Source organism: Acinetobacter seohaensis, from assembly GCF_056431365.1.
Map to the genome: position 1 here is coordinate 17,730 of NZ_JBWKMK010000039.1, position 17,983 is coordinate 35,712.

Consider the following 17,983-nt stretch of genomic DNA (forward strand, 5'->3'; position numbering starts at 1 on the left):
TTTTGATGCTTTAATCATAATGGCTGTCAATAAATAAAGAGTTTAAACCTGAGAATTAGAGCAATCCTGCTTATTTTTCCTGAAATTTTAAATCAATTTGATATTCGTCCTGAGTCACTTTGATTTTATAGTCTTTATATTTACGTTTACTTGGTGAAAGGGCAGAGTTAGTGACTTCTTTATGGAATTCGCTGTCAGACATAAAAAAATAATACGCCTTATAGCCTAATAAGATCTTGTCAATTTTTTTATCTTTTTTCTCAGCATTACGAATGAGTTCATTTAAATAGTTTAAGCTGATTTTGTCTGACATTTATAAACTCGCAAAGAAAAGTTGCATTATCACATGAATTATAATCGATTTTTATTGCAAATTGATGACAGTTGCATTTCGGGTACTTTGGGGTAGATGCTGCATTGAGTATTATTGAACTAAATGTTGTAGATCAAATCTAATTGGATAGATTTGGAGGAAAAACTATTAAAAAAGCTTTTAATGCTGAGTCTAAAGGTTTTTGATTTACAGCCTATAGTCCGAAAAACTGTCATTAATTATTCATGGTGATGTCATATACAAAAATTAGTCTAGTTGCAATTTTAACAAACATTTAAAAAACATGAAGACTTTAAAACCACATACCTTATGTCTCAGCTTGGCTTTGTTAGGCTGTTCATTTCCAAGCTATGCACAGCTGATGTTCAGTCAATATATTGACGGTTCTGCTAATCGTAAAGGTTTAGAAATTTATAATCCTGATAGTAGTACAGTCAATTTAGCTGATTATGAAATTCATCAATTTAGTAATGGATCGATCACCAAGTCTGCGACTTTTTCATTACAAGGCTCACTTGCGAGTAAAGCAAAGTATATTATTGGCCGCTCAGAATTACAGACCGAAATTGGTACTAAAGTCAATCAAGTGGCGGGGCTTTCATTTAATGGAGATGATGCTTTAGTTCTGCTCTATAAAGGTACGCCAATTGATCGTTTTGGTCGAGTGGGAGAAGACCCAGGTTCTGGTTGGGGGACGGCATTTACGAGTTACCAAAATAGTTTGTCACGTACTAAAAATTCAAATCCTGTAACTTCGATTGATCCTACAGCAACATTTGATTTAGACAGTGAGTGGTCTAAATGGTCTGATCGAAATGCATTCAATAGTAATTTGGGTGCAGTAAATACTGAGTCGCCATTGACTGAAGTAGTGTGTAGTACTGCAGATACTCCAATTGCAGACTTACAAACTGCTGCACTGAATCAACAATACGTTGTTCGCGGTATTATCACAGCTGACTATCGTTATCAAAATGGTTTTTCAGGGTTCTATATTCAAACCCCAGATAGCAAAGCCAAAACTGGATTAAGCAATGCGATCTTTGTTTACTTACCCGCAAGTAGTACTGTGACTGGCGGGAAAGTAGGTGAAGAAGTTATCTTTAAGGGGCGTCTAAGTGCTTATCAAAATCAGCTACAGCTCGATCAGCTAAGTAGTAATATCCAAACCTGTAATCAGCAGGCAGAAAGTCTGGTGAGTGCAACTCCTTTACAATTACCATTCACAAGTTTGACGGATGTACAAGGGAATACGCCTAAACGCTATCAAGGTATGTTGGTCAAGATACCGCAGACTTTAACCATCAGTGAAAATTATAATTATGGGCGATTTGGTGAACTTTCATTAAGTTTAGGGCGCTTGTATATTCCAACCAATTTATATCCTGCGAAATCTGCTGAAGCAGTCAATTTGGCCAAACAAAATTTATTATCAAAAATTATCTTGGATGATGGCTATAACAATCAAAATAGAACGCCATGGCTGCCGCAAAACTTCAGTGCAGTAAATACTTTAAGAAGTGGCGATCAATTGAAAAATGTCGAAGGGATTTTGGAATATCGCTTCAATGCATGGCGTATTCAGCCAATTTTAAATAAAACACAGCCTGAAGTTATTAAAGAAACTAATTCAAGAGCACCAGTGTTAGCAAAAGATTCTGGGCAAATTCGTGCCGCTGCTTTTAACGTATTAAATTATGATAATGGAGCAGCACAAGGTTTCCCTACAGAACGTGGTGCAACGTCACAAGCTGAGTTCAATAAGCAGCATCAGAAAATTGTAAGCGCTTTAAAAGCAATTGATGCAGACGTTTATGGATTAATGGAAATCGCAAATAATGGATATGATGAGAAAAGTGCAGTCGCTTATCTCACCAAAGCTTTAGGTGCTGATTGGAAATATGTTATTCCACCCAAGATGACAACGTTAGGAACAGATGCGATTGCGGTTGCCATTATTTATAACAGCAAGCGTGTTAAGACCGTGGGCGATGCCGCAGTCTATGACGATCTGTCTCAAAAGAACAGAGTCACCATGGCGCAGACTTTCCAAGCTTTATCTGGCGGTAAGGTTTTTACTATGGTGCCAAATCATTTAAAATCTAAAGGAAGTTGCCCTAGTGATAAAACCTCTCTAGATGCTGACCAAGGGGATGGTCAAGGTTGTTGGAATTCTACGCGTTTAACTGCAGTTCAAAAATTGATGCAGTGGATTGCAACCAATCCAACCAAGGTCAATACCCCGAACTATTTACTGGTCGGTGATATGAATAGCTATGCAAAAGAGGATCCAATACTGGAATTGGAAAAAGCTAATTATAAAGTTTTGCTGAATGATGAAAAAATTGGTCAGGGTAAATCTGCGTACAGTTATATTTTTGGTGTCGCAAGTGATGCCAACGGCAATGGCGGTTCTGGGAACTTAGACCATGCAATTGCTGATGAAAACTTATATCCAATGGTGAAACGAGCATTTGCATGGCACATCAATGCGGATGAGCCGACAGCTTTGGACTATAACGAAGAATATAAAACAGCTGAGCAAATTTCAGCATTTTATAGCGATGACGCATTCCGTTCTTCCGATCATGATCCTGTAATTGTCGATATGGATTTAAATGATAAGAAAGAAAGCAATATGGATAAAGGCGAAACCAGTAGCGGCAGTATGGGCTTATGGTCAATGCTCACTTTAACGGGGTTAGTTTTAGCAACCACAATGCGCAGACGTAAATTTTGAGATAAATCAAGCACGGAAAAATCTAAAAATTGATTAGATAATTGTGATCATAGGGGGAAATTTGTATTTCTCCCTATTTTATTGCGTCAAAAAATGAATATATCTTAATCAAATGCATGATTATTAAATAATTATAATCTAAACCATTTGTTATAAAAATAATGAGAAAAAAGTGAGGATGTCATGAGATTGAAACTGCAGGACGACATGATAAAGGTTTAAATGATGATCACATGGGGATAGCCGTGATTTTTAAAAATAAAACCAAGCATGTTTCGAGTTTGACCTGCGGTTTAGTCGTTTCTGGTCTATTTTTGGTTGGGTGTAATAATGATAGTCAAGACAATACCGACCTAAGTCCTGTCGCTCAACCCAAACCACTGGAAATTAATGTGCTGCACATAAATGACAGCCACTCACATTTAGATGAAGAAAGCATCAAATTAAAGCTTGAAACCTCGTCAGGTCAGCGCGAAGAGATCCAGGTTGCAAATGGTGGTTTTGCACGCGTGACAGCATTGATTAACCGTTTGGCGAGCACTGAGAAAAACCCAATCAAAATTCATTCAGGGGATGCCATTACGGGAGACCTTTACTTTACTTTAAAAGAAGGTGAAGCAGAGGCAGATCTCATGAACACAGTTTGTTTCGATACATTAACGCTAGGCAACCATGAGTTTGATAATACCGATGAAGGTTTAAATAAATTTATTGGGTTCTTAAATAACAAAGGTAATTGTACAAATAAAACCCAAGTCTTAAGTGCGAATGTCGAGTTTGGAAAAACCTCAGCGCTCTACCAAACAGAACTTGTGAAGCCATATACCATTATTGAAAAAGAAGGGCAAAAACTTGCATTAATCGGTTTATCTATTGCGGATAAAACCAAAAATGCTTCTCGACCAAATGCAGATACGATTTTTAAAGATGAATTAACAACTGCTCAAAAATATATCGATCAGCTCAAACAAGAAGGCATAAATAAAATTATTGTGCAGTCTCATTTAGGCTATGGAAAGGATAAGGAGTTGGCTGCACAACTATCTGGTGTTGACGTTATTGTTGGAGGTGACTCACATACCTTGTTGGCAGATGCAAAGCTAAAAGATTATGGAATGAGCCCAGAAGGTGATTATCCAACCGCGGTGAAAAACAAAGATGGTGATCAAGTTTGTGTGGTGCAAGCTTGGCAATACGCGTATGCAGTGGGGCAACTTAAAGTCAATTTTGATGCGAATGGTAAAGTTGAAGCCTGTACGGGCAAAGCCAATATTTTAATAGGCAATGAGTTTAAACGTACTGCTCAAAATGCGCCAGTATTGAGCAGTGCCGAGCTCAATGCTATTCATCAAGATATTGAGCGTAGTAATAGTTTGATCATGGTGCAACCTGACGCCACCGCTTTAAGCATTTTAGAACCTTATAAAGTTGCTAAAAACTTATTGGGTAAAGAAATTGTGGCTAAAGCTGAAGAAAATTTATGTTTGCGTCGTGTGCCAGGAACAACAAGAGACGCATCACGTTCTAGCTTAGGGGATATTTGTAATAAATCTGATTTTACTAATCAGCATGGTGGTGATGTACAACAGCTCGTTGCGGAAGCTTTTTTGCAGCAGGGTAAAAAGTTTTTTGCCGCAGATATCTCTATCCAAAATGGGGGTGGGGTGAGAGTAGATTTGCCTCAAGGTGATATTAGTGTAGAGAAAATTTATACGGTATTGCCATTTAAAAATACGCTGGTGCAGTTAAAGGCGACGGGTCAAGAGATCAAAAATGTACTCGAGGATGCTATGGATGGTGTCGTGAATAAAAAAAATACGGGCAGCTATCCTTATGCGGGTGGTTTACAGTGGGATGTAGATTTATCCAAAAATAAAGGTGAGCGAGTATCAAACTTAAAAGTTCGCAATGCTCAAGGGCTATATGAAACTTTAAATCCAAACCAAACCTATCAAGTCATTACCATTAATTTCCTTGCAGATGGTCAAGACTTTTATGACAGTTTTAAACAGATTACGGGTGAACGTCGTGTGGAAGTTGGATTGGACTACGCTGACGCATTCTTGAAGTACGCAGAAAGCGCCAAAGTACTAAAACGCTTGCCAGTTGAGTTTTATAGCACGCAAAATTATAAAGAATAAATTGATTTCGCTCTTCCAAGTCAGCTAAAAATGGCTGACTTGGATCAAGTCTGAACTAATACATTTCAATTTAGCGATCTCTAAATCCATCTTGTAATTGGCGTGTTGAATCCGTTCATTTGATGGGTTGTATTGCTTCTGGACCTCATCAGAGAAAGGGGTTTCTTCACATAATTCAAAGTACCTTTCCATCGGTGTTTTACCTTTCAAAGCTGAATGTGGTCTCATCCAGTTATAGTAATGCTGCCATTCGGCTAGCTTGTCTTGGATATCTTCAGAATTAATATCGACAGTAGCGTAGAACTCAGATTTATCAGTCTTTTGAGAACGCTCTACCTTGCCATTCAAATGAGGTGAACCTGGTTTATTTGGCCTAAATTTGATTCCATGCTGCATCAATTTTTTCTGTACTTTTTCAGCAAAAAATTCCCGCCCACGATCGGTCTGTATTCGCTGTATGGGAAAAGGCATTTCTTCAATTACGCAATCTAAAAAGTCGAGCGTATTCGCTGCTGTTCGGCGTTTATATATCCTTAAAACGCGATATCGTGTGCAGTCATCGATAGATGTGTACTGATATAGCCCAGGACCCAATTTACAGGTATCCATTTGAATTCTATCGCCTGGTAATGGGCGCTCATAACGAATGAAATCTACTTTACGATGGAATTTTTTAATCGGTTTGACTTGATGGGTGGATAGTACTTTATGGATAGTCGCTAAGCGATCATTAGTTACAGCAATAAAAACTTTTATGGTAATCGTATTAAGCCAATGCGACTATCGAAGAAGTCTGAGCAGTTAAGCCCAGCTTTAGTCGCAATTTATACATCGCAGGGATATAGAGAATCTAAAAACAGCAAACATATTAATCGAATAGAAGCGAAAGCAATTATTGAGGAAATGAAGCTACTTTTTAAAGATGAACGATATACGAATAGATCAATTGGCGTGATCTCGTTGCTAGGTCCAGCACAGGCTGAGTTCATTCAATCAGAAGCTTTGAATGAGTTTGGCGCAGGAACTCTTACTCAGGTTCAATTTGCTTGTGGAGATGCTTCAGCATTTCAGGGTGCAGAAAGAGATATTATTTTCTTATCTATGGTAGCAGATCCTGAGAATTGTCATGCTTTGAGTCGATCTGATCATGAACAGAGATTTAACGTGGCTGCAAGCCGTGCTCGTGAAAGGATGTATCTTGTCCACTCCGTGAATCGTGATCATATATCTCCAAAAGATCTAAGGCTGAATTTACTCAATCATTTTTATGATTTGCAAGAAGATCAAAAAGCATCATTTGAAGCAAAATTAGACTTGTGTGAATCGGAGTTTGAAAAATCTGTATTTACGACACTTCATGAAATGGGTTACACAGTTACTCCACAGGTTAAAGTTGGAAGCTATCGAATCGATTTAGTCGTTGAGTCAGATGGTGATCAGCGTTTGGCTGTTGAATGTGATGGTGATAGCTATCATGGGCCGGAACAATGGCATGATGACATGACTCGTCAACGTGCTTTAAAACGCGCAGGATGGACATTCTGGAGATGCTTTGCATCGAGTTGGTCCATTGAACGTGAAAATATGATTATGTCATTAAAGGTAAAACTTGATGCAATGGGTATAAAACCTACACATGGAGTGAGTAGCTTAATTCAAGATGTAGAACACAAAGTGTGGGTAGATGCCGAATCTGAAATGAGTGCGGAAAGTGACATCGAGAAAGATTTGTTAATTCTGGGTATACGGATTTAATGGTTGATGGGGCACCTTCACCCCATCAATCTGATACCACCCTCAGATGGTTGATAGATCGACTCCGTAGTTGAGTTCCTCTGCGAAGTCCGGCAGTCCGTAACCGATGGTTTTCTTGTAGAAAGGAGAGACCTTCGCAGTCGGTGCCTTCTTCTTGTGCTTCGTGGTGTAGAGCATTCGTGCCCGCATCACCTCGAAGGAGTAACCGCGCCCTTCACGGTTCTTGTCCTTGGCCAGTCGGTTGATGGACTCCGTGTAAGCGTTGGTGACGGGCATGTCCGTCTCGAAGTAGGTCATGGTCTCTTCGCGCCAGTTTCCCACTGCCCTGACCAGATCGCTCCAGACTTCCTTTTGGCCCTTCGGGATGGTGGCTATCCACTCGTCCAGGGCGGCTTCTGCCTGGAGCCGTGTGGTGGCGTCCCAGATGCCGTAGAAGCGCTCCTTGTGCTCGTAGGCGGCCAGCAGTTGCGGGAACGCGCCTGTCCAGGTCTCCATGATGAGGCGCTCCCGGTCTGAGACTTCGTGAGCGCGTTTCAGCAGGATTTTCCGGTCTCCCTTGAGAGTCCGGCTCTGGGACGGTTTCAGCTCCTTTCTGAGGTCCTTGCGCACTCTCTCTAGGGCATCGTTGGCCATGCGCACCACATGGAACTTATCGACCACGATACGGGCCTGGGGCAGCACAGCCTTGACCGCTGCCCGGTAGGGGTTCCACATGTCCATGCTGACGATCTCGACCTTCTGCCGGTCTTTCAGCTTCATCAGGTAGTTGGTCACCACGTCCTGGCGGCGGGTGGCCAGCAGGTCGAGCAGGGTTCGCTCCTCAATGTTGGTCAGAATGCAGCGGTAGCGCTTGTTCAGGTATAGCTCGTCAATGCCCAGGATGCGGGGCGTCTCGAAGCGGTGCCAGCGCCCCAGCAACTCGGCGCGGGCGTTGAAGATGTCGCGCACCGTCTTCTCGTCCAGGCCGGTCTGTGCCGCCACAAAGGTGTAGGGGTGGTTGAAGGATTCCTTCTCCACGTACTCATGCAGCCGCAGTGTCATACGGAATCCGTCCACCATCTCCGGTAGCTGGGGCCTGAATGTTGTCTTGCAGGCCCGGCAGGTGTATCGGCGGCGGACCACCCAGAGAGTGACCCGCTTGCCGTGGATGGGCAGATCACGATAGGGAACGTCACGCTTGCCGAACCGTACGAACTCACCCTGCACGCCGCATTCCTCGCAGGCGATGGGATCGGGCACGTCCACCTGGAAGTGCATTTCGTCGTCGGTTGATTTGCAGCCCAGTACTTGGTATTGCGGCAGGTGAAGGATGTTGTCGGGAAGTTCGGTCATGGTGTTGTATAGGCGTAGGTGTCAGTCAGATCCATCCGACTCGGCATTGGTGTTTGCTTTTTTACCCAACAAGCTGCTGGAAACTAAAAGTAAGGCACCGAGGACAATTGCAATATCAGCCAGGTTGAAGGCCGGCCAATGCCAGTCTCGCCAATAGAAATCAAAGGAATCCACAACATAGCCGCGAAAGACCCGGTCAATCAGGTTGCCCATGGCGCCACCGAGGATAAGACTGTAAGCGATGGCTTCTCCTTTATGACGATTTTCAAGGATCAGCTTGATCAGAAAAATCGAGACCACTACCGCGATTCCGATAAAAAAGTAGCGCTGCCAGCCTCAACCATCGCAAAAAGACTGAATGCGGCACCGGTATTCCATACGTGTACCCAGTTAAAGAATGAGGTCACTGAAATAGACTCGCCATATGCCATTGATTGTTGCACCAGCCATTTTACGGCCTGATCAGACGCTGCCAGCAGGCCCGATATGGACAATAGGGCATACGGCGAGAGCTTTTTGCCAATAATGAGCATTATTTAACCCTTCAACGCCAAAATGCGTCTAGCACCGTTAAGTACAATTACCCCCACGATGGTGCCGATAATCAGATCCGGATAATTGGACCCGGTCCACGCGACCAGAGCGCCGGCGGTGATGACCCCCAGGTTGATCACCACGTCGTTGGCCGAGAATATCCAGCTTGCCTTCATGTGCGCTCCGCCCTCCCGATGTTTGGATATGAGCAGCAGACAACTGGTATTGGCAATCAATGCGACGAAGGCGATCGCCATCATCATCAGCGATTCAGGCTCACTACCGAAAACAAAGCGTCGCACCACCTCGACGAGTACGCCGATAGCCAAAATCAGTTGCAGTACCCCTGCCAGATGCGCGGCACGTACCTGCATTTTCGCACTGCGCCCTACGGCATAGAGAGCCAGGCCATAGACGGCTGCATCGGCAAACATATCCAGGGAATCAGCGATCAGGCCGGTAGACTGGGCGATCAGGCCAGCAGTCATTTCCACCACGAACATGATCGCATTGATACCGAGCAACACGCGCAGAGTGCCTGACTCCTGCGTAGCAGAGACTGCCGAGCTCTCAGCGGCCTTGATCGTCTCTGGGTCGGCAATGACGGTTTCCTGAAGCGAGGCGCCTAGCCCCAAGGTCGCCAGTTTCGCGGTAATGGGCTCAGCCTCGCCGTCATGCACGACCTTCAACCGGCGGTTCGACAAGTCGAAGGACAGTGCCCGAATCCCCTCAACGCCGTTCAGGGCCAGGCGAATCATGCGCTCTTCTGATGGACAGTCCATCTTCGGCACGGCATAAACACTGACCCATCTCCCTGGCGCCTCGGAGGAGGCCTGCATATCGATATCCGCCGCAGGCCTTGCATGGTCGCCACAGGGGCCTCCGCAGTTTTTACTCATGATATGACTCCACTTGAATGTGATCGGGTTTTCATTTAAAACTATATAGTAGCTATAATGTCAATAGCGTAGAGAATCCGTTGCGGAGGAACCCGATGCGTATTGGTCAGTTGGCACAGTCAGTAGGGGTAGATACACAGACGATCCGCTTCTATGAACGGCAGGGCTTGTTGCCGCCGCCTGGTCGGCAGGAGAACGGTTACCGTGTCTATACCGAGAAACACGTTGAGCGGCTGGCCTTTATTCGTCGCTGCCGCATCCTGGATCTGTCACTGGCAGAAATTCACGAACTAAAGCGCTATCAGGACGACCCTCATCAGTCCTGTACCGCTGTCAATGCCTTGCTCGATGATCACATCTCTCATGTGCGCTCGCAGATAACCGCTCTACAGGCGCTTGAGAAACAACTCGTTTCACTAAGAGCGCGTTGCAACGATGACCGGGAAGTTAAGGCGTGTGGGGTTCTTGCTGGAATTAGCGAGGGAAGCATGCATCAGCAGTAGGTTGGAGTGCCAACCAGATAATCCGATGAGATGCCGGTTTGCCTCACTCTCATGCAAAGGTAAGATCAACCATTTAATCCGCTTACCCTTAATTCTTTAATTGTACTAGCTTGTATTTAAATGGATTCGCTAGTGGACACTTACCTAACTAAAGATTACAGTAGTAATCTTTAGTTAGGTAAAACCTGCTATTTATAACTTTTATACTGGGTAAAATTTGGTAAAAATCTAACGTAATTTTCTCTTAATTATAAGTTTTTAAAGGAAACGGAAGTTGAGTTAAGATGCCACCATCACACGCTGAAAAAATAAAGATGATAGGGCTATTGTTAAAATTGGCTTTTTCCTTTTCTAAAACATGACAACACATATTGATATTAAATGAACTTGAACTATTGGCACATACAACTACACCCAGACTCAAGATTAGACGTTGATACGCTAAAAGCCATACTTATGAAAAAACAAGTTATCGGTATGGGGGAATATTGGGAAGACAAAAAAGGAAATCCAGTAGTTGATCCTAAGCTCTTCAAAGACGATATGAAAATTGACGATGTTGTAATGGTTCGTGATGGAAGTACGCCAGTAGCATTAGTAAAAGTAAAGGGCGATGCTTATATAGAACACGATACAGACGATGAATTTGATTGGTTCAAACTTAGAAGAAAAATTGAAATTCTTGGCTTTTATGAAGAAGATGAGAAAAATCTTCTTAACCAGATTTTAACAGCTTATGGTAAAAGCCACATACAAGCACCTGGCACTTTAACCTATTGTAACGGATCTAATGCTACAAATAATTTTATTGTAGAGTGGTATAAGTTAAGGAATCACAAAAGACTAATGGAAAATATAAAACTGTCAGAAGAGCGACAAATTCAAATCAAAGCACTTTGGAATAAATTTAAAAGTGAAACGAAAGAGGACGAGAAGAAATTTAATAATGATGAAGTTGAGAGACTAATTTCTGAATGGAAATCATATAAGGATAAAATTTTAAATGACACATTGAGTTTGGATGATTACACAAACATTTTGGGAAGTTCTACTGCAACAATGCCTGGCGGATATTTGTGTAACTTTTTAGAACGAACCACGAGAATTGTCTTAGGCTCTTCAAAGCCTGGCACAGCATTCAATTTTGAAGTGAAATTGAATGATGATAATTCTACTTATTATATCAAAAGTGCAAGCAAACCAAATGCCACTAGACAAGACGCAGAAATTTATTTTAACGATAACATAAAGGGGTTGCTGAAAGGCATTGTTTCAAAAACTGACCCGTTAGAAAAAATACGTTTGATTGAAAACTCAAATTACAGTGCCAAGCAAGTTTTAATGAAATTGGCTGTATTGGATAATTTATCGGACTTTCTCTACATCTACTCTACACAATGGTTAGAAGAACTATATAACGAGTTTATTGATAGTGATGCTGAAGAAGCCTTTAGGAAAAATCATCAGGTTTGTGTTGTAGCAAAGCAACTTTTAGACGTAAATGAACAAGACAAAAATGAACTTGTTTTGCTTTCACGTTTCTTATGGCGTTTTGTAAATTCCAGAGCGATTGCGGATACAAATAATCCTAACGTCATTCTTTATGGGCCACCAGGCACGGGTAAAACATTTTCAGTAAAAAGTAGTTTAGATTTTGTTTGCCAAGGTGATACTTCACGATATGAGGTTTTACAATTCCATCCATCATTTACTTATGAAGATTTTATCGAAGGTATTAAACCAAAAGGCGTTTCAAAAGATGGAAATATTCGCTTTGAGTTGGTAAATGGTATTTTTAAAAACTTTTGTATCAAAGCGAAAAAACACCCTGAAAAGGATTTTTATTTCGTCGTTGACGAAATTAACCGAGCAAATCTTTCAATGGTGTTTGGTGAAACTTTATCGCTATTGGAAAAAGATTACCGACACGACACTGAAAATAAAAACCTGATTCGTACACAATACTCTGCGCTAATTGAAGATTTAATCAAAGAGGACAATAAGTTTAAAGATTTAGCTTATGAAATTGACAACAACGAAGTGAAGTTTGGAGTTCCTAAGAATGTGTTTTTTATTGGAATGATGAATGATGTAGATAAAAGTATTGATGCTTTCGATTTAGCACTCCGTAGACGTTTTAAATGGATAAGAAAAGATTGTGATTACGAAGTAATTGAAGAGGAAACACGTTTCAAAGTAAAAGATCAGTTCAATAATATTGGTCAGTATGTCAAAGCCTGCGAAAAATTGAACGACTATATTTCCAAAGACTTAGGTTTGGGAAAATCATATGAATTTGGTCATTCATTTTTTATGAAGATTAGCGACATTGCTAAACGCAAAGATATTACAAATAACAATGTTGAAGTTTTATTTAACTTGTATTTGCGACCAACATTGAAAGAATATCTAAGAGCAGTATTTGCGGAAAGCGAATTGGAAAATAGGTTAGATGAAGCGTTGAATAAGTTCAAAGAAACAATTAAATAAAATGAAAATTAGTATTCCAGTCAATCATAATTTTTACGAAGAATCCCCAATTTTAGAATCGGCTTTAGGTGAAACTTTTGGGGTAAAACAATCAAGCGTAAAAAACTTACAAAAAATTTTTTCGTCTGTTTATGAATTAAAACTTGGTGCAGAACAACTAAAACAGGTTAAAGTATTTTATTTCAAAAACAAACGCATTTTTGAGCAAGATGAAGAGCGTCTAATTCTAAAATTATACTCAAAAGAAAAGACAGAAAAAGAATACTTTATTCAAACTGGTTTGTATGCTGGGGTGCTTTTTCACAAAGGTTGTAAAATTAATATTACAACAAAATATGGTGACACTTTTCTAAAACGTATGCTCAACTTCGTAAATGACATTTACGTTGAAAACGATCAAATACAAGCAAAGAAAGATGAAAACGAAAATCAGTTCTTGTTTATTATTGCTCATTTATTTATTCAGTCATTAGAAAAAGCGGTTGTTTTAGGCTTGCCACAACAATACCAACAACAGCAAGAGCGAAGTCAAAAAGTAAGAGGAAGTATAAATTTTAATGATTATTTAAAAAGAGATATTCCATTTCAAGGAAAACTAACCACAACTTTCAGAGAGCGAATATATATTCAAGAAATCATTGATGTTTTATATTTGGCATTGAGGAAATTAGAAAGTGTTTTCGGAAAAGAAATTCATAGTCGTTTGCTTGGTTTAAGTCAATTGTTAAAACAACAATATTCTGGTCGTTTTGCGAGTTACGAAACGATACAAAGAGCAAAAATACACCCAACTACAAATAATCCAATGTATCGTAGTTTCAAAACAGTTTTAGAGTATGCAGAAATAATTTTATTGAACAAAGACCTAATGCCTGATGATGAAAAGAACAATTTAGCGACAACGGGTTATTTGTTTGACATTGCAGAATTATACGAAATCTATCTTGAAAAACTTTTGAGTAGAAATTTTCCTGAATGGTCTGTGAGTGGACAAGTTGAAATTCCAATTTACAAAAAGCAATTTTATCGCAGAGCAATATTTCCAGACTTAATAATGAAACACAGGACAACCGGAAAAGTTATTGTTCTTGATGCAAAATTTAAGAAAATGGGAATGCAAAATAATGACATTGATAGGTCAGATTTACACCAAATACATTCTTATTCTGGGTATTACCAAAATAACTTAATTGCAAGTGGTTTGATCTATCCGTTATCAAAACAATTAGACATTGATAAGTCTTACTCTGACACTTTATACGGTAACAACAATAATGATGTGCTATTTATAGTGGACGGAATTTATGTTTATGAAACACAGACAATGGATGATTTAATTGAGAATGAAAATATATTTATAAGACGAATGACAGATTTTATAGGTAAACAAGACGTAACTATTTGACAAAAATAATAAATAGCACGAGCGATCAAGATACCGTACAAGTTTATCTAAATACCTAATACAACCTTATATGGTTTAAATGCCTCGAGTGCAGCTTCAGAAACCAACTTGATAAAAGCCTCAGTTTTACCATAAGCCATCCATTGATCAAGAGCTTCATAATAAGCTAATCGATTTTCTACAGTAATTACACAAGGTGGATAGCCTGCTTTAAGCAATTCTAGATTCATCAAAAGACGTGATGTACGTCCATTACCATCAATGAATGGATGGATTCCGACAAAATCAGCATGTACTTTGGCTGCACGTTCGATAGGATGAAGCTTATGTGCTTCAAGGTTATACCAATCGACTAGCTGAGCCATTTTGTCATTTAATAATGTATAGTCGGGTGGGGTAGTCGTAGCGCCTGAAATCAATACGTTTTGTTGGCGGTAACGTCCCGCATTGTCATCATCAATATTTTTTAGAATGAGTTGGTGGATATTTCGAATCTGCCATTCACAAAAAGGCTCTTCTTTTCGAATAATGTCTTCAACATAGTAGATAGCATTTCTATGGTTGATTGCCTCGAAATGTTCTCGTAATGCTTTTCCGCCAACAGTTATGCCTTCCAAGACAACTTTTGTTTCTAGCAATGTAAGTGTATTGCCTTCGATTGCATTTGAGTGGTATGTCCAACGAACAATAAGATCTTCTTGTAGATTTTTTACAATCGCAGGAGAAAGAGGACGATGCAGATCTAATTTTGTTTTTAAAGTATCAATATTTTCAAACATAACCTTATCCCTGAAGTTGAACTATTGAATGATACATGAAAAAAAGAAATATAAGAAAGTAGTGTTATAACGTTTCAATTTATATTGAATTCACATGTGTTAAAATCAGTAACCAAGTTAGTTCATATCCTCTGCTAGGATTTGAACAAAATTAATTTGGTATTCAATATACTAAATCTAATTTGGGTAAAAATTGGGTACAGAATATTTTAAGTATTTAAATTTATATTTAAAATCAGTTATTTAGGTTTTTATTTCAATTGACGCCATCCAATAAATTCTTGATTATCAAATTGAAAAAATTAATAATATTTATACGGTATTTTTTACGGTATATGCTGTTGAAGGTTAATTTTTTATTGTTATAAATCAAAATGATAAAACCTTATTCTTGTGCGCGCTGAGCGCACCAAATTAGTATATAAGCATTGAACTGTAATATAAAAAATAGTTGAAAAGTATATAAAAAATTAAGATAAACATTCGATCTTATTTGCCATAGCCTGATCACGTTTTTCAGCATATAAAACTCACATATTTTAAAACTGAAAAATCTGAGGGCAGCTTCGTGGGCTATATCGTTAAACTCATTCCAGAAAACTTATATTTTGTTCCGCATGATAATGAAATTGGTACCACGGAATTTCGCAGTAAAGCCGTCGCAGAAGGTTTGTTCTACGATTATGCTGAAGCAACAGCAATGGTAAAGCTATACAATAAAGATATGCTGCAAGATGTTGATTATGAAATTGAGTTAATTGAATAATCGTCGACTTCTTATTATTTGAAAGTATCGCCAAGTTATGCAGAAGCTAATCGCAAAGCTGGAGCTTTTAACCGCATAAAATTATGCCGTAACTGAAAATTAAATCAATTGAAATTTTGCTGTGTGAATGTGTTGAAATGTAGTGGGCTATTGCAGCAAAAAATAAGTTTCACTATATTAAAACTACAGTAGGTCATTCAATGTAATAGACGCTACGATGCAGTTGGACGGATCAATGACAGCTCGTTGAGTTTGTAACTCTTGTTCAAACAATAAAATCAGCACTAGCCTTCCAACATAAAAAAACTCGCAGCAATGCGAGTTTTTTCTGTGCTAGAATGAAAAACAAGCAAATTTACTGTGGTTTTGTAAGTTGTAAATAAAATTTTAAAAAATATGTGTTTGAATTTGTTAGATAATTTAAATTTAGTTTAAAAAAATACTACATTGTCAAACAATCTAACAACTCACTTTTTTAAAAAATTTATAAGCTATGGTATAAAAAATTTCCGTCAAGAAAAAGGGAACAACAATGACGCAAATCATCGATATTAAAGTTAAAGACCAGTTTAGCCATATTTACGAAGCAAAAGCATTGCTACGTAATATCCCAGAAACTTCATTGGCAGCGGGTTTGGCACTATTTCACAAAATTGAACACATTATTGTGGAAGGTGAAGTGATTTTACCAAGCATCGAACTTTTGTTTGAAAGCCGCGAGTCTGATAGTATTTTCCGTGTGTTGGAGTAAATATTTGTGAGACTACTTTATTTTTAGAAAAGCTCATTTCGATGAGCTTTTTTGTGCGCAGGATTTTTAAAGCACACGTAAATAAAGTGCTCATTAAGTGTGAAACATATCGCTTTAAACCGTCTGATCTTCTACAAGTTGGATATTTACATCGTATTTATCAAACTCTTGAATAATTTTTTGAATGACCGCTTGCCCAATGTCATCATCGGGTTGAAAACTCAACTCTTGATTGGTTTGACTATCAAAACATTCAATTTGCAAGATTTGCCAGAGCTGGGCATCTGTACTTTGTTGAATCACTATGCGTCGCGGTTGTAAATGTGCTGAAATTTGACGCGGCAACACATTGGTAATCGCTAACTGTATTTGGCTTTCCTGATCTTTTGGGCTTAAAAAGGTAATCACCCAATTGCCAACTTTACTGAGTTGCATTGGATTGTCATAAGCATCAAACGCTAAAAAAAATGCATGATTCATCATGACCCTGTGCCTCAACAATTCTGGAAAATACTATATCGCTGATTTTTATGAGTCGGGGCTATGCCGCTAAAGTCTTAGCTTTTATAGGGATAATGAATCTAAGGTTTAGATGTGGATTTATATGTGTTTTTAAAGTGTTGAAAAGTAATAAAAATAAATTAATCCATATATCCCTGAGCATGGTTTTAATTGTTAAAAAGACTTAAAACTAAGTAAAAAAATCTAAGCTTTAAGTCGGATTAAGCTTTTGTAGGGAGTGATTGATTTGCTGCAAAATCTGATTGAGTGCTTTTGGCGGCAAACGAGTTTCTTGTAAAGAGGTAATCCATTGCATTTGGCAGAGTTTTAAGCTGCGAATATCCTGCGCTTGTAAAATTCGCTGAATCAGTTGTTTTGCCATTAATCCACAATGACGCTGTAAAGTATCCATCATGAGAAATTTTACATCTTCAAAACTCAAGGCAGTAATTTCAGGCTGTATTTCTGCTTGTGGTTCAGGTTGTTCAGCGGGCTGTTCTGTATTAATGGCAGCTGCAACACGTGCTTCTAAATATGCAGGAACTGAATTTACTTGAAGATGTTGGGTGCGGATTGGTTCTGCCAAACTCTCAGCATGGGCTTGCGGGGTGCTGCTTGCAAGTTGGCTATGAATTTCTGTGCGCAAAGTGGTAGATGATGGCACTGGCGCTTGTTGCAGCAAAATGTCTGTCGTTTGCTCTTGTTGTTGCAATGTATCTTGCTCAAGCGCAGCAGGGGCAATCAGGTGCATATCTAATAGCTGTTCAATCAATTCAGGTGGTGCAAGACGTTGCTTGAACTGATCTCCGAGTAAATCAAAATCTTCAGTACCAATCAGTACCAATAAACGACGTTGACGTGCATTTAAATCACGTGTGCGCTGTTGTAATGCATCTAGACCGAGTTGAGTTTTTTGATAATTAAACCTCTGTACACGACAAATTTCACAGAACCCTTATCCTATCAGGGTTCTGCCTTCTTAAAATTGCCAAAATTTCCTTAAACTCTTCTTTTTTCCCAAAACCAATTAAACGCTGAATCGCCATTTGAACA

At 39.4% G+C, this 17,983-nt stretch carries 13 protein-coding genes and 3 pseudogenes; 8 read left to right on the plus strand and 8 right to left on the minus strand.

All coding sequences use genetic code 11. The features are described from left to right. Positions 1 to 70: 70 nt before the first annotated feature. Entirely contained in the window at positions 71 to 313 is a 243-nt protein-coding gene (locus AC07E5_RS06555) for a hypothetical protein (RefSeq protein WP_004755870.1), read from the minus strand. Between the two features lie 304 nt (positions 314 to 617). Here AC07E5_RS06555 and AC07E5_RS06560 point away from each other — a divergent pair, with 304 nt between their 5' ends. Together AC07E5_RS06560 and AC07E5_RS06565 are read left to right on the plus strand one after the other, a co-directional pair. Further along, on the plus strand, positions 618 to 3,074 hold the full coding sequence (locus AC07E5_RS06560) for an ExeM/NucH family extracellular endonuclease (RefSeq protein ID WP_498625062.1): 2,457 nt from the start codon (positions 618 to 620) through the stop codon (positions 3,072 to 3,074). 233 nt (positions 3,075 to 3,307) lie between these two features. Next, a complete protein-coding gene (locus AC07E5_RS06565; protein WP_498625063.1) occupies positions 3,308 to 5,215 on the plus strand; it encodes a bifunctional metallophosphatase/5'-nucleotidase in 1,908 nt (635 codons plus the stop codon). Positions 5,216 to 5,239: 24 nt separating this feature from the next. On the opposite strand, the pseudogene AC07E5_RS06570 reads toward AC07E5_RS06565, so the two are convergent. Next, positions 5,240 to 5,938: pseudogene (locus AC07E5_RS06570) on the minus strand (integrase core domain-containing protein); the annotation flags it as partial. Here AC07E5_RS06570 and AC07E5_RS06575 point away from each other — a divergent pair. Next, a pseudogene (locus tag AC07E5_RS06575) lies at positions 5,939 to 6,970 on the plus strand (PDDEXK-like endonuclease domain-containing protein); the annotation flags it as partial. Between the two features lie 42 nt (positions 6,971 to 7,012). Here AC07E5_RS06575 and AC07E5_RS06580 read toward each other — a convergent pair. The 3 genes and pseudogenes from AC07E5_RS06580 to AC07E5_RS06590 all read right to left on the minus strand — a co-directional run bounded on the left by AC07E5_RS06580 (position 7,013) and on the right by AC07E5_RS06590 (position 9,735). Further along, positions 7,013 to 8,302, minus strand: coding sequence for an ISL3-like element ISPpu12 family transposase (locus tag AC07E5_RS06580; protein WP_000137810.1), 1,290 nt, complete (start codon positions 8,300 to 8,302; stop codon positions 7,013 to 7,015). A gap of 21 nt (positions 8,303 to 8,323) precedes the next feature. Next, positions 8,324 to 8,835 (minus strand): annotated as a pseudogene (gene lspA / locus AC07E5_RS06585) (signal peptidase II). A 3-nt stretch (positions 8,836 to 8,838) separates the two neighbouring features. After that, the gene (locus AC07E5_RS06590) at positions 8,839 to 9,735 is read right to left on the minus strand and encodes a cation efflux transmembrane domain-containing protein (protein ID WP_004964805.1); all 897 of its coding nucleotides are present in this window, start codon (positions 9,733 to 9,735) and stop codon (positions 8,839 to 8,841) included. A gap of 95 nt (positions 9,736 to 9,830) precedes the next feature. On the opposite strand from AC07E5_RS06590, the gene cadR reads away from it, so the two are divergent. The 3 genes from cadR to AC07E5_RS06605 all read left to right on the plus strand — a co-directional run bounded on the left by cadR (position 9,831) and on the right by AC07E5_RS06605 (position 14,133). Then, a complete protein-coding gene (gene cadR / locus AC07E5_RS06595; protein ID WP_001219642.1) occupies positions 9,831 to 10,238 on the plus strand; it encodes a Cd(II)/Pb(II)-responsive transcriptional regulator in 408 nt (135 codons plus the stop codon). Positions 10,239 to 10,625: 387 nt separating this feature from the next. Beyond that, positions 10,626 to 12,728 (plus strand): McrB family protein, encoded by a 2,103-nt coding sequence (locus tag AC07E5_RS06600; protein WP_498625068.1) that lies wholly within the window; start codon positions 10,626 to 10,628, stop codon positions 12,726 to 12,728. Between the two features lies 1 nt (position 12,729). Continuing rightward, entirely contained in the window at positions 12,730 to 14,133 is a 1,404-nt protein-coding gene (locus AC07E5_RS06605) for a 5-methylcytosine restriction system specificity protein McrC (protein ID WP_279186383.1), read from the plus strand. Between the two features lie 47 nt (positions 14,134 to 14,180). Here AC07E5_RS06605 and AC07E5_RS06610 read toward each other — a convergent pair whose 3' ends face one another. After that, the gene (locus tag AC07E5_RS06610; protein ID WP_498625066.1) at positions 14,181 to 14,912 is read right to left on the minus strand and encodes a Fic family protein; all 732 of its coding nucleotides are present in this window, start codon (positions 14,910 to 14,912) and stop codon (positions 14,181 to 14,183) included. Between the two features lie 568 nt (positions 14,913 to 15,480). On the opposite strand from AC07E5_RS06610, the gene AC07E5_RS06615 reads away from it, so the two are divergent. Next, a complete protein-coding gene (locus tag AC07E5_RS06615) occupies positions 15,481 to 15,678 on the plus strand; it encodes a hypothetical protein (RefSeq protein ID WP_004972905.1) in 198 nt (65 codons plus the stop codon). 532 nt (positions 15,679 to 16,210) lie between these two features. Further along, positions 16,211 to 16,429, plus strand: coding sequence for a hypothetical protein (locus AC07E5_RS06620; RefSeq protein WP_004972907.1), 219 nt, complete (start codon positions 16,211 to 16,213; stop codon positions 16,427 to 16,429). A gap of 114 nt (positions 16,430 to 16,543) precedes the next feature. On the opposite strand, the gene AC07E5_RS06625 is transcribed toward AC07E5_RS06620, so the two are convergent. Next, positions 16,544 to 16,912, minus strand: coding sequence for a hypothetical protein (locus AC07E5_RS06625; RefSeq protein WP_371971679.1), 369 nt, complete (start codon positions 16,910 to 16,912; stop codon positions 16,544 to 16,546). Positions 16,913 to 17,141: 229 nt separating this feature from the next. Further along, entirely contained in the window at positions 17,142 to 17,873 is a 732-nt protein-coding gene (locus tag AC07E5_RS06630; protein WP_498625069.1) for a hypothetical protein, read from the minus strand. Positions 17,874 to 17,983: the final 110 nt, after the last annotated feature.

Excerpts from the sequence above, each read along its gene's own strand:
- AC07E5_RS06555 (WP_004755870.1), bottom strand. The coding sequence starts at position 313 with ATGTCAGACAAAATCAGCTTAAACTATTTAAATGAACTCATTCGTAAT.
- AC07E5_RS06560 (WP_498625062.1), top strand. The coding sequence starts at position 618 with ATGAAGACTTTAAAACCACATACCTTATGTCTCAGCTTGGCTTTGTTA.
- AC07E5_RS06565 (WP_498625063.1), top strand. The coding sequence starts at position 3,308 with ATGGGGATAGCCGTGATTTTTAAAAATAAAACCAAGCATGTTTCGAGT.
- AC07E5_RS06580 (WP_000137810.1), bottom strand. The coding sequence starts at position 8,302 with ATGACCGAACTTCCCGACAACATCCTTCACCTGCCGCAATACCAAGTA.
- AC07E5_RS06590 (WP_004964805.1), bottom strand. The coding sequence starts at position 9,735 with ATGAGTAAAAACTGCGGAGGCCCCTGTGGCGACCATGCAAGGCCTGCG.
- cadR (WP_001219642.1), top strand. The coding sequence starts at position 9,831 with ATGCGTATTGGTCAGTTGGCACAGTCAGTAGGGGTAGATACACAGACG.
- AC07E5_RS06605 (WP_279186383.1), top strand. The coding sequence starts at position 12,730 with ATGAAAATTAGTATTCCAGTCAATCATAATTTTTACGAAGAATCCCCA.
- AC07E5_RS06610 (WP_498625066.1), bottom strand. The coding sequence starts at position 14,912 with ATGTTTGAAAATATTGATACTTTAAAAACAAAATTAGATCTGCATCGT.
- AC07E5_RS06620 (WP_004972907.1), top strand. The coding sequence starts at position 16,211 with ATGACGCAAATCATCGATATTAAAGTTAAAGACCAGTTTAGCCATATT.
- AC07E5_RS06625 (WP_371971679.1), bottom strand. The coding sequence starts at position 16,912 with ATGATGAATCATGCATTTTTTTTAGCGTTTGATGCTTATGACAATCCA.